10 protein-coding genes are annotated in these 12,540 nt (G+C 63.9%); 4 read left to right on the plus strand and 6 right to left on the minus strand.

Features of this window, described 5'->3' with window-relative positions:
- A partial coding sequence (locus tag ACGK9R_RS16790; protein ID WP_394583413.1) for a hypothetical protein occupies positions 1-186 on the plus strand: 186 nt, incomplete at its 5' end.
- 7 nt (positions 187-193) lie between these two features.
- On the opposite strand, the gene pssA is transcribed toward ACGK9R_RS16790, so the two are convergent.
- The 3 genes from pssA to ACGK9R_RS16805 all read right to left on the minus strand — a co-directional run bounded on the left by pssA (position 194) and on the right by ACGK9R_RS16805 (position 3,523).
- The gene (gene pssA / locus ACGK9R_RS16795) at positions 194-1,069 is read right to left on the minus strand and encodes a CDP-diacylglycerol--serine O-phosphatidyltransferase (protein WP_394583415.1); all 876 of its coding nucleotides are present in this window, start codon (positions 1,067-1,069) and stop codon (positions 194-196) included.
- A 238-nt stretch (positions 1,070-1,307) separates the two neighbouring features.
- On the minus strand, positions 1,308-1,799 hold the full coding sequence (gene ilvN, locus ACGK9R_RS16800; protein WP_394583416.1) for an acetolactate synthase small subunit: 492 nt from the start codon (positions 1,797-1,799) through the stop codon (positions 1,308-1,310).
- On the minus strand, positions 1,799-3,523 hold the full coding sequence (locus ACGK9R_RS16805; RefSeq protein ID WP_394583418.1) for an acetolactate synthase 3 large subunit: 1,725 nt from the start codon (positions 3,521-3,523) through the stop codon (positions 1,799-1,801). The genes ilvN and ACGK9R_RS16805 overlap by 1 nt, the downstream gene beginning before the upstream one ends.
- 530 nt (positions 3,524-4,053) lie before the next feature.
- Here ACGK9R_RS16805 and ACGK9R_RS16810 point away from each other — a divergent pair.
- The 3 genes from ACGK9R_RS16810 to ACGK9R_RS16820 are packed head-to-tail and all read left to right on the plus strand — an operon-like array spanning position 4,054 to position 7,934.
- Entirely contained in the window at positions 4,054-4,776 is a 723-nt protein-coding gene (locus ACGK9R_RS16810; RefSeq protein WP_394583420.1) for a gluconate 2-dehydrogenase subunit 3 family protein, read from the plus strand.
- Between the two features lie 59 nt (positions 4,777-4,835).
- Complete coding sequence (locus tag ACGK9R_RS16815) at positions 4,836-6,614, plus strand: GMC family oxidoreductase (RefSeq protein WP_394583422.1); 1,779 nt, start codon at positions 4,836-4,838, stop codon at positions 6,612-6,614.
- Positions 6,615-6,617: 3 nt separating this feature from the next.
- Positions 6,618-7,934: a c-type cytochrome gene (locus ACGK9R_RS16820; RefSeq protein ID WP_394583424.1), complete on the plus strand. Its 1,317-nt coding sequence runs from the start codon at positions 6,618-6,620 to the stop codon at positions 7,932-7,934.
- Between the two features lie 125 nt (positions 7,935-8,059).
- Here ACGK9R_RS16820 and clpB read toward each other — a convergent pair whose 3' ends face one another.
- The 3 genes from clpB to rluD form a co-directional block, all read right to left on the minus strand.
- Positions 8,060-10,648, minus strand: a complete 2,589-nt coding sequence (clpB, locus tag ACGK9R_RS16825) for an ATP-dependent chaperone ClpB (RefSeq protein ID WP_394583426.1) — start codon at positions 10,646-10,648, stop codon at positions 8,060-8,062.
- Positions 10,649-10,805: 157 nt separating this feature from the next.
- Complete coding sequence (gene pgeF, locus ACGK9R_RS16830; RefSeq protein WP_394583428.1) at positions 10,806-11,573, minus strand: peptidoglycan editing factor PgeF; 768 nt, start codon at positions 11,571-11,573, stop codon at positions 10,806-10,808.
- Positions 11,570-12,529, minus strand: coding sequence for a 23S rRNA pseudouridine(1911/1915/1917) synthase RluD (rluD, locus tag ACGK9R_RS16835; protein WP_394583430.1), 960 nt, complete (start codon positions 12,527-12,529; stop codon positions 11,570-11,572). The genes pgeF and rluD overlap by 4 nt, the downstream gene beginning before the upstream one ends.
- Positions 12,530-12,540: the final 11 nt, after the last annotated feature.

The raw sequence follows: 12,540 nt of genomic DNA on the forward strand, positions 1-12,540 counted from the left end.
ATTTCAGCGCGGAAAGAAAGCATTCAACATCACGCTAACTTCCTGACAAACCGAAGGTTTTCACCTTCATCCACCGCTGGAAACGCTTGGCGTCCCCGGCAGCGGATGCGTACTTTACGGATTGGCCGGCGTGAGCGCAAGCAGTTTTTTGTAAAAAAGTATCGCGCCGTCATCAAGGCGTCATGAATCCGGTTCAGATACTCTTTTTCTGCTTTGAGCTTTTGGCCTTACGCATGACGGCATGGACCGGGCCGGAGAGCACGTAAGCGCCGAAGAGCAGCAGCAGCATGACCGAGGGCTCGACGGAGATCATCACGAATCCGAGCACCACCGCCAGTAGCACCACGAAGGGGACGGGCTTTTTGAAGTCGAGCTCCTTGAAGCTGTAGTAGCGGATATTACTCACCATCAGGATGCCCGCCGCGCCGACCAGCACCAGCATCAAGAGTTTGAAGCCGAAGGCATCGGCGTCGAAGCTGTGAAAGGTCCACACGCTCGCGGCCACCACCGCCGCCGCCGACGGACTTGGCAGGCCGATGAACCACTTCTTGTCGGTGCTGCCGATCTGCACGTTGAAACGGGCAAGCCTAAGCGCGGCGCAGGCCACGTAGAGAAAAGCCACCACCCAGCCGGTCTTGCCGATGTCCTGCAGAATCCAGCTGAACGCCACCAGCGCCGGGGCCATGCCGAAGGAGATCATGTCGGCGAGGCTGTCGTACTCGGCGCCGAACGCGCTTTGAGTATTGGTCATGCGCGCCACGCGCCCGTCGAGGCCATCGAGCACCATGGCCAGAAAGATCGCCACGGCGGCGCCGCTGAAGTCACCGTTGATACCGGCTACCACGGCAAAAAATCCGGAGAACAGCGCCGAGGTGGTAAACAGGTTGGGAAGCAGATAGATCCCCTTGCGGCGAATCTTCTGGCCATCCTCCACGGCCTCCTCGACCACTTCGGTTTCACGCAGAAACGCCGTGGCGAGATCCTCGTTACTGACCGCGTCGGTATCGGTGTGAGGATTGTAAGGCGGCGGCGTATGGCCTGGCTCCTGGTCGCGCGCATCCTGAGTCATGTTCGTCGTCCCTAAGTGAAATCGTGAGTGACAGGGTTTCATTCTACACGCTACCCGGGTCGCGACCAGGGCTATCGAGGCAGCGATACCCGCTACTCTACTCTTTCAACGCCCATTCGAAACACCGCTCACCCACGCACTCGAGCCCACGGTCGGCGAGCCCGCCGGCAAGCGCGCACAAAAAGGCCACCCCGGAGGGCGGCCAGTCGTGAGCGTTCTGTCTTGAAGCGACCCTACCTTAAAGCGACAGCACCTTGTCGCCTCGGGCGATACCGGATACCCCGGTGCGCGCCACTTCGAGAATGCCTACCGGCGCCATGGCCTGCAGGAAGGCATCGAGCTTGGCGGCGTCGCCGGTGATCTGCACGGTATAGAGGCTCGGCGTAACGTCCACCACCTGGGCGCGGAAGATATCCACCGTGCGCTTGACCTCGTCGCGGGCAGCACCCAGCGCCTTCACCTTGACCAGCATCAGCTCGCGCTCGATGTGGTTGCCTTCGGTCAGATCGACCAGCTTGACCACGTCGATCAGCTTGTTGAGGTGCTTGGTGATCTGCTCGATCACCCGGTCGTCACCGATGGTCGTGACCGTCAGGCGCGACAGCGACGGGTCCTCCGTCGGCGCCACGTTGAGAGTTTCGATGTTGAAGTTACGCTGCGAAAACAAGCCCACCACACGTGATAGCGCACCCGGTTCGTTTTCCAGCAGAATCGAGATGATATGACGCATCAGGTACGCTCCGTTTTGGACAGCAGCATGTCACGCATCGCGCCGAGCGGCACTTGCATCGGGTAGACGTGCTCGAAGGGGTCGACCTTGATGTCGAGAAACACCAGCTCGTGCTTGTCGGCAAACGCCCGCTCGAGCGCAGGCAAAAGCTCCTCTTTCGTGGTCACGGTGATCGCGGTGAAGCCGTAGGCCTCGATCAGCAGGTGAAAGTCCGGCAGGGACTCCATGTAGGAGTGGGCGTGGCGCGACTTGTAGTTCAAGTCCTGCCACTGGCGCACCATGCCAAGCGACTGGTTGTTCAGGTTGACGATCTTGACCCCCACCCCGTACTGCTTACAGGTGGAGAGCTCCTGCATCATCATCTGAAAGCTGCCTTCGCCGGTGATGCACACCACGTCGTCATCCGGGTAGCTCTTCTTGATGCCCATGGCCGCCGGGAAACCGAAGCCCATGGTGCCCAATCCCCCGGAGGTAATCAGCCGGTTGGGCTTGTCGAACTTGTAGTACTGGGCGGCGAACATCTGGTGCTGGCCCACGTCCGTGGTGACGAACGCCTCGCCGCGGGTGACGCGGCAAACCGCCTCGACCACTTCCTGAGGCTTGAGCGCCTCGCCGGTTTTCGAGGGTTCGTAGAGCTTACCATCGCGCTCAAAGCGCCAGCCGTCGATCTTCTCCCACCACTGGGTCAGCGCCTCGGGGTTTTCCACCGTGCGGCCCTGCACCAGGCTGATCATCTCGTCGATGATACCGGCGGCGGGGCCGACGATCGGCACGTCCGCGCGCACGGTCTTGGAGATCGAGCTCGGGTCGACGTCGACATGAACGATTTTCGCCGTGGGGCAGAACTTCGAGGTGTTGTTGGTCACACGATCGTCGAAGCGCGCGCCGATGGCGATGATCAGATCCGCGTGGTGCATCGCCATGTTGGACTCATAAGAGCCGTGCATGCCGAGCCAGCCCAGGCACTGCTTGTCGCTTTGCGGGTAGGCGCCAATGCCCATCAGTGTGGTGGTGATCGGAAAGCCGAGCTTCTTGACCAGATCCGTCAGGCCTTCGCTGGCACGACCGGTCACCACGCCGCCGCCGGTGTAGAACACCGGGCGCTTGGCCTTGAGCATCAGCTCCACGGCTTTCTTGATCTGACCGGTATGACCGCGGCTGACCGGATTATAAGAGCGCAACTTGACCTTTTTCGGGTACACGTACTCGTAGCGCTCGGTGGGGGCGGTCATGTCCTTGGGGATATCGACCACCACCGGGCCCGGGCGGCCGGTCGAGGCGAGATAGAACGCCTTTTTCAGCACGTCGGGAATTTCGGAAGGGTGACGGATCGAGAAGCTGTGCTTCACGATCGGACGGGTCACGCCGACGATATCGGTCTCCTGGAAGGCGTCCTCGCCGATCAGGTGACTCATGACCTGACCGCACAGCACCACCATCGGAATGGAGTCCATGTAGGCGGTGGCGATACCGGTCACCGCGTTGGTCGCGCCGGGCCCGGAAGTCACCAGCACCACGCCGGGTTTGCCTGAGGCACGCGCATAGCCATCGGCGGCGTGGGTCGCCGCCTGCTCATGGCGCACCAGAATGTGTTTGACGTCGTCCTGACGGAAGAGCGCGTCGTAAATATGCAGCGCGGCCCCGCCCGGATACCCATAGATGTACTCAACGCCCTCGTCTTTCAAGAAGCGGGCGATCATGTCTGCGCCGGAAAGCAATTCCACAGTAATTCTCCCCTAAAGGTCTCGAGTGCGATCCGCAGCGATGCGGTGTCGAGTGCGGCGGTATGCCGCTGCCGGCGATGCCGACACCTGATGCCAAACCCTGGCATACGGCCCGGTTAGGGCCTGCACTCTCATCGGAAAAGGCCAAAAAAGCCGTTTCCTATCGCGGCGGTTCACCGCGTCGGGGCGTTGGCCGAGCCAGGCGGTTGACCTGGACCCGGAAGTCCTTCGGCGGGTAAAGGCAAATGCCTACCCTTCACGCGGGGATAGGGGGTGGCCCGTGGGTTCCGCGTCCGCATATCAGGAACCCATAAGGTTCCATTAACGCCCGGAAGCTGTCAACCGCCCGCCCGGGGTTATCCGCCGCGCATCTTGAATAACGATATGACCAAAGAGACGGCGTGCTACATGTTAGCGTGCTAAATAACGTGATAAGGTTTATATGCAAACAATCTCATCAAATAACGCTTTGCATATCCAAAAAAAGGCGACGGTTCCAGACCGCCACGACCAGCAAGAGGCCCACTACCATGCAGCGAAGAGAAGTCGTCAAGGCAGGCATGGTCCTGCTGAGTACGGCCACTACGGCGTCCATCTTTTCCCCCGTTGGCGTCGCCAAGGAGTTTCGTGGGGGAGAACCCTGGCACGCCGAAGAGTCCACGCTCCCCGACCCGGTTACTTCCGACGAGCGGGTGTTTTTCTCCCAGCGCGAAGCGCGGCTGGTGAGCGCCATTTTCGACCGACTGATTCCCGCTGACGAGCTGTCGGTCTCTGCCACCGAGGCCGGCTGCGTTACCTTCATTGATCACCAGCTTGCCGGCCCCTACGGCCAAGCGGCCTCGCGCTACACCCTCGGGCCGGTTAAGCTCGGCACCCCGGCGCAGGGCACCCAGACCCTGACCACCCCCGCCGAGATCTACCGCGCCGGACTTTCGGCCCTCGACGAGCACTGCCGCCAACGCCTGGGCAAAGCCTTCATCGAGCTCTGCGCCGAGCAGCAGGACGCCTACCTGGAGAAGATGGAGGCCGGCGAGTGGCGCTTTCACGCCATCGACGCCGCCGAGTTTTTCGCGCTGCTTCTGGGCAACGCCAAGGAGGGGTTTCTTGCCGACCCGATCTACGGCGGCAACCGCGACATGGCCGGCTGGAAGATGGTCGGATTTCCCGGCGCCCGCTACGACTACCGCGACTACATAGAGCGCAAGGGCGAGGTGATCGACCTCAAGCCCATCAGCCTGCTCGACATCACCTGACGCGCCTACCCGGCACTGATCGCCCCATATTTATTGCCCGATATTAATCGAGAGTTACCATGGATTATCAACGACCCAAGGCGGACGCCGTCATCGTGGGCCTGGGATGGTCAGGTTCGGTGATGGCCGAAGAGCTGACCCGAGCCGGCCTCAACGTCGTCGCCGTCGAACGCGGCGCCTGGCGCGAGACCAGCAAGGACTTCCCCACCACCACCGACCCGGACGAGCTCAAGTACTCGGTGCGCAAGGAGATTCTCCAGCCGCCCGCCGTCGAGACCTACACCGTTCGTAACAACGCAAGCCAAACTGCCCTGCCCGGGCGCGAGTGGAACAACTGGACGCTGGGTATGAACGTGGGCGGCGCCGGCACCCACTGGGCGGCGGCGGCGTGGCGCTTTCTGCCCACCGACTTTCAGCTCGAGAGCCACATCACCGAGCGCTACGGCCGCGAGCAGTTCGTCGACGGGCTGATCGCCCAGGACTGGGGCATCACCTACGACGAACTCGAACCCTTTTATGATCGCTTCGAGAAGATCGCCGGTATCGCCGGCACCGCCGGAGTCGTCAACGGCGAGCGCCAGCCCGGCGGCAACCCCTTCGAGGGCAGCCGAAGCGACCACTTCCCCACTCCGGCTTTGGTGCGTTCGCGCTGGAACGACATCTTCGACGACACCACCAAAAAAATGGGCTATCACCCCTTCCCGGTACCCGCCGGCACGCTGGGGTCCGCCTACACCAACGCCCTGGGCATCAACCTCGCCCCTTGCACCTACTGCGGCTACTGCCAGCTCTACGGCTGCGGCAACTGGTCGAAGTCCTCGCCCAACGCCTGCGTGATGCCGGCGCTGACCCGGCGGGAAAACTTCACCATGCTGACCCAGTGCGAGGTCACGCGGATCGAGAAGTCCCGGGACGGCCAGACCGCGACCGGCGTGACCTTTGTCGATGCCGACGGCCACACCGGCTTTCAGCCGGCGGATATGGTGATCGTTGCCGCCTACCAGCTCGACAACGTGCGCCTTCTAATGCTCTCCGAGTTCGGTCAGATGTACGACCACCGCACCGGTGAAGGCACCCTGGGCCGCGCCTACAGCTTCCAGACCCTGAGCTACGCGTTCCTGCACTTCGAGAACGAGCGCCTCAACCCGTTCATGAACACCGGCGCTCTCGCCACCCAGATCGACGACTTCAACGGCGACAATTTCGACCACACCGGTCTTGGCTTCATTGGCGGGGCAGGGATCCAGGCGCTCTCCAACGCCGGGCTTCCCATCGGGCTCTCCTCCGAGCTTCCCGAAGGCGCTAAACAGTGGGGCTCGAGCTGGAAGCGCTCGTTTCAGCACGCCTACCAGAACTGGGCGATGATCCAGGGCCAGGGCACCAGCCACTCCCACCGCGACCAGTTCCTCGATCTCGACCCGACCTACAAGGATCGTCACGGCAACCCGCTTCTGCGCATGACCTACGACTACAACCTCAACGACCAGCGCTCCGGGGCGTTCATTCGCGACCGCTGCCGCGATATCGCCGAGCAGATCGAGGGGGTGCGCCACATTCGCGCGGTATCGTTTGCCGAGAACCATTACAGCCCCTACACCGGCTTCGACAGCTCCCACACCACCGGTGGCGCGGTCATGGGGCTCGACCCCAATACCTCGGTGCTCAACCGCTATCAGCAGCACTGGGACGCCCACAACCTGTTCGTGCTCGGCGCCTCGTCGTTCCCCAACAACGCCGGCTACAACCCGACGGTGACCCTGGGTGCGCTGACCATCTGGACCGCCCGGGCGATCATCGACGACTACCTGCAAAACCCCGGCCCGCTGGTGAGGAGCTAAGCCATGACCAAACCCATGCGCTGGATAACGACCCTACTGCTGCTTGGCGTGGTGGCGCTGGCCGTGTTCGTGGCCGCGGTGCTGTACGATCTCAACCGCTCGATCGCGCCGATCGACCAGGCGGATGCCGACCCAAGCGCCGAGGCGCTGGAGGAGAAGATCGCCCGGGGCGAGTACATCGCCCACGTTTCCGACTGCGTGGCCTGTCACACCGTGCCGGGCGAAGCGCCCTTCGCCGGTGGCTACGGCCTGGAGACGCCCTTCGGCGAGCTGTTTGCCTCCAACATCACCCCGGATGACGAGACCGGCATCGGCGGCTGGGAGCTTGCCGACTTCGACCGGGCGCTGCGCCACGGCCAGGGCAGCAACGGCTATCTTTACCCGGCCATGCCCTACACCGCCTACGCCAGGCTATCAGACCAGGACGTGAGCGACCTGTGGGCTTACATGCAGACCATCGAGCCGGTCGAGCACGAGGTCAATGAGAACCAGTTCCCCTTCCCCTACAACCAGCGCTGGCTGCTGGCCGGGTGGAACCTGCTGTTCTTCCACGAAGAGGCCACCGCCAATGAGCTTGCCCAGAGCCAGGACCCGGTCGAGCGTGGGCGCTATCTGGTGGAGGGCGCCGGCCACTGCAGCGCCTGCCACAGCCCCAAGAACGCGCTGGGCGCCAACAGCGGCGAGCCGCTCTCAGGCGCCACCCTGCAGGGCTGGCACGCGCCGGATTTGACCCCCAACGCCCACACGGGGCTGGGCAAGTGGAGCTCTGAGCAGGTCGTCGACTACCTCAAATCCGGCACCAACGAGTTCGCCGTCGCCGCCGGTCCCATGCGCGAAGCGGTGGAGAACTCCACCCAGTACATGACCGACGAGGATTTGAGTGCCATCGCCGCCTACTTGCAGAGCGTGCCGGAAAGCAGCCACACGGCGCCGCAGCCGCTCGATGCCGGGGAGGCCGCCATGCGTCAGGGCGCGTCGATCTACGCCACCCAGTGCAGCGCCTGCCACGTTAGCCACGGCGAAGGGGTGCGCCAGATGATCCCGAGCCTGGTAGGCAACTCCCAAGTCAATGCGCCGGACCCGGCGAGCCTGCTGCAAGTGGTGCTCAAGGGTGCCGAAGGCCCGGATACCTACGCCAACCCCACCGGCGCGGGTATGCCGGCCTTTGACTGGAAGCTCTCTGACGAGGAAGTGGCGAACGTGCTGACCTACGTTCGCAACAGCTGGGGCAACGCCGCCGAGCCGGTCACCGCCGCCGAGGTGGCAACGGAGCGCGACGCTAGAGGCGCCCGCTCGGCGCTGAAAGCAAGCCGCGAGTAGCGCCAGGCTGTAAGCGCTGCAAGACCTGCGCCCGCCCTTCGGCCATCGAGGGGCGGGCGCTTTCGTTATACCGCCCGTGCGCAAAAAAACCCGCCGCAAGCGGCGGGCCGTCTCCATCGGCGCGATCAGTCGAAAAGCAGGTGATCTTCTTCGGCGCGGATATGCACGGTATCACCGGGGGCGTACTTGCCGGCGAGCAGATCCTGGGCCAGCGGGTTCTCGATGCGGCTCTGGATCGCGCGCTTGAGCGGGCGCGCCCCGAACACCGGGTCGAAGCCCACCACCGCGAGCTGCGCCATGGCTTCGTCGCTGATCGCAAGGCCGAGGCCGTGCTCGGCCAGGCGCGCCTTCAAGCGCTCGAGCTGGATCGAGGCGATCGCCTGGATCTGCGCCTGGCCAAGGGCGTGGAACACCACCACTTCGTCGATGCGATTGATGAGCTCCGGACGGAAGTGATTGCCCACGACCTCCATCACCGCGCTTCGCATCGCCTCGTAGCCCGCGTCGCCTCCGCTTTCGCCGCCCATACGCTGGATGATGTCCGAGCCCATGTTCGAGGTCATCACGATCACGGTGTTACGAAAATCCACCGTCCGACCCTGGCCATCGGTCAGCCGTCCGTCTTCCAGCACCTGCAATAGGATATTGAACACGTCCGGGTGGGCCTTCTCCACCTCGTCGAGCAGCAGCACCGAGTAGGGCTTGCGGCGCACCGCTTCGGTCAGGTAGCCGCCCTGCTCGAAACCGACGTAGCCGGGAGGCGCGCCGATCAGCCGTGCTACGGAGTGCTTCTCCATGAACTCGGACATGTCGATGCGCACCATCGCCTCCTCGGTGTCGAAGAGGAAGTTGGCCAACGACTTGCAAAGCTCGGTCTTGCCCACCCCGGTCGGGCCGAGAAACAGAAACGAGCCGTTGGGCCGGTTCGGGTCGGCAAGCCCCGCCCGCGAGCGGCGCACCGCGTTGGCCACTGCCTCGACCGCCTCGTTCTGGCCGATGACCCGCTCGTGCAGCGCCTCTTCCATACGCAGAAGCTTGTCGCGCTCGCCTTCGAGCATCTTCGAAACCGGAATGCCGGTCCAGCGCGAGACGACCTCGGCGATCTCCTCCTCGGTGACGTTGGAGCGCAGAAGCTGGTGACTGGCGGTATCCGCCTCGCCTTCGCCGCTCTCCTCGATCTTCTTCTCGAGCGCGGGAATGCGGCCGTACTGGATCTCCGACATGCGGCCCAGATCGCCCTGGCGGCGGGCCTGTTCGAGATCCGTGCGCGCCTGCTCGAGTTCCGCCTTGAACTGGGCCGCGCCCTGGATGCTGGCCTTTTCCGCCTTCCAGATCTCATCGAGGTCGGCGTACTCGCGCTCGAGCTCATGAATGTGGTCGTTCAGTGCCTCGAGGCGTTTTTTGCTCGCCTCGTCGGTCTCCTTCTTGAGCGCCTCGCGCTCCATCTTGAGCTGGATCAGGCGACGGTCGAGGCGGTCCATCTCCTCGGGCTTGGAGTCGAGCTCCATGCGAATGCGCGAGGCGGCCTCGTCGATCAGGTCGATCGCTTTATCCGGCAGCTGGCGGTCGGTGATGTAGCGAGTCGAGAGCTTGGCCGCCGCGATGATCGCGGAGTCCGTGATCGCCACGCCGTGGTGCACCTCGTAGCGCTCCTTCAAGCCGCGCAGGATCGCCACGGTGTCCTCTTCCGAGGGCTCGTCGACCAGCACCTTCTGGAAGCGGCGCTCGAGCGCGGCGTCCTTTTCGATGTACTGACGGTACTCGTCGAGGGTGGTCGCGCCCACGCAGTGCAGCTCGCCCCGGGCAAGGGCGGGTTTGAGCATATTACCCGCGTCCATCGCCCCTTCCGCCTTGCCGGCGCCGACCATGGTGTGCAGCTCGTCGATGAACAGGATCACCCGACCCTCTTCCTGGGCGAGCTCCTTGAGCACCGCCTTCAGGCGCTCCTCGAACTCGCCGCGAAACTTCGCACCGGCGAGCAGCGAGCCCATGTCCAGCGACAGCACGCGCTTCTCCTTGAGCCCTTCCGGCACCTCGCCGTTGACGATGCGCTGGGCGAGGCCCTCGACGATGGCGGTCTTGCCCACGCCGGGCTCGCCGATCAACACCGGATTGTTCTTGGTACGCCGCTGCAGCACCTGAATGGTACGGCGAATCTCGTCGTCGCGGCCGATCACCGGGTCGAGCTTGCCGTCCAGCGCCCGCTGGGTGAGATCGAGGGTGTACTTGTCGAGCGCCTCGCGCTGATCCTCGGCGTTGGCATCACTCACGCTCGCGCCGCCGCGCAGGCTCTCGATCACACTTTCAAGCGCCTTGCGAGTGAGCCCCGCCTCTTTCAGCGCCTTGGCCGCCGCGCCGCCGGCGTCGAAGGCGGCGAGCAGCACCAGTTCGCTGGCAATGAACTGATCGCCGCGCTTTTGCGCTTCGCGGTCGGTCAGGTTGAAAAGCTTCACCAGCTCGCGGGAGGGCTGCACGTCGCCATCGAACTGGCTGACCTTGGCCAGGTCGTCGAGCTGGCGCTTGAGCGCGTCGCGAAGGCGTGAACTGGCGCCGCCCGCTTTCTCGACGAGCGCCTTAATGCCGGTATCCCGGGCATCGAGCAAGGAGAGTAAAAGATGGACCGGCTCGAGCTGATTGTGGCCCTGGCCGACGGCAAGCGACTGCGCATCGGCAATGGCGGACTGGAGCTTGGCGGTGAATTTATCGAATCGCATGGCTTTCTCCCGGGGTGGCCGCGCACTTGGACGCGCGGCGTGGCCCTGAACGGTTTTCAATTTGCCAGAAGGTTTGGCTTGACAAATTAAATGGTGCCGGGTCAGAGCGCTTTCAAGAGGTCCTGCGGCGTTAAATTCGCTTTTGCTTACATTTCACTTAGATGAGGTCGCGATCGAGCCAGATGACGCTCGCCATGCGCCCGGTGCGGCCCGAGTCGCGCCGGTAGGAGTAGAAGCGCGACTCGCAGGCGGTACAGAAGTGGCCGCCGCTGATGTGGTGAACGCCAAGCGTGGCCAAGCGAAAGCGCGCCAGCCGGTAGAGATCGGCCATATAGTGGTTGAGCCGGTAGGGGCTGTGCTCGAAGGCCTCCAGGCTTTCCGGCTGGGCGCCGACGAAGGCGCCAAACACCTCCGGGCCGACCTCGAACTGGGCGTTGGAGATCGCCGGGCCCAGCCACACCAGAAGATCGTCGGCATCGCAGTTCATCGCCGCCACGGTTGCCTCCAGCACACCGCTGGCAAGCCCGCGCCAGCCGGCGTGGGCCACCGCCACCTGCGTGCCCTGACGGTTGCAGAAGAATACCGGCAGGCAGTCCGCGGTGAGCACCACGCAAGCGTACTCGGCGGAGGTGGCGATCGAGGCGTCCGCGCTCGGCGGGCTTGGCTGAAAACTCTGCTGCACCCGGGCACCGTGAATCTGGTCGAGCCACAAAAGCGGGCGCTCGTCGCCGATCTCCTTTTGCAGCTGGCGACGGCACAGCGCCACGTGATCCGGGTGATCGCCCACATGATCCGCCGGATTGAACGCGGCGAAATCGCCCTGGCTCGGCCCGGTTTCGCGGGTGGTGACAAAGGCGCGCACGTTCGCTGGCGCCGCCCAGTCCGGCTGCAAAAGCGTGGGGTGTAAATCGATGGCATCGCTCATCGCATCGTCTCGCTATCGTCACGCAGGTAATCCAGCAGCATCACAAGCTCGTCGGGAAGCGGCGCTCTGAAGGTCATCGTCTCCTCGGTGAGGGGATGGATGAAGCTCAGCTTGCGCGCGTGCAGCGCTTGGCGGGGAAACTCGCGCAGCACCTCCTTGAGCGACTCGCCGGCGCCCGGGGGCAGCTTGGGCCGCCCGCCGTAAAGCGGGTCGCCGATCAACGGATAGCGGGCGTGGGCCATGTGCACGCGAATCTGGTGGGTGCGCCCGGTTTCGAGCTGGCAGCGCACGTGGGTGTGGGCACGAAAGCGCTCGACCACGCGGTAGTGGGTCACCGCCGGCTTGCCGGAAGCAGTGACCGCCTGGCGTTTGCGATCCTTGGGGTGGCGGCCGATAGGCGCGTCCACCGTGGCGCCGGAGACGGGCTTACCGATCACCACCGCGTCGTACTGGCGCGAAACGCTGCGCGCCTGGAGCTGCTCGACCAGCCGGGTCTGGGCGGTCAGGGTCTTGGCCACCATCATGAGCCCCGTGGTGTCCTTGTCGAGGCGGTGAACGATACCGGCGCGGGGTATTTCAGCAAGCGCCGGGCAATGATGAAGTAGCGCGTTCAGAAGCGTGCCGTCCGGGTTGCCTGCCGCCGGGTGAACCACCATGCCCGCGGGCTTATCCAGCACGATTACCGCGTCGTCCTCGAAGACGATCTCGAGCGGAATGTCCTGGGCCTCGAAGCGGGTATCCTCTTCCAGGGTGGCGTTCAGACACAGCGTTTCCAGCCCGTGCAGCTTTGCCTTGGGCTTGGCGGTTTCACCATCCACGGTCAGCTCGCCGCCGTTGATCCACGTCTTCAACCGCTCGCGGGAGTATTCGTTGAACAACTCCGCTGCGGCCTGGTCCAAGCGGGCGCCTGCAAGCGACGCCGGCACCTGGCGGGTGGCTTCAATGATGTGCGACATGCCAAACCTCT

It is taken from the genome of Halomonas sp. HNIBRBA4712 (genome assembly GCF_043558675.1).
In the GTDB taxonomy this organism is placed as follows: Bacteria; Pseudomonadota; Gammaproteobacteria; order Pseudomonadales; family Halomonadaceae; genus Vreelandella.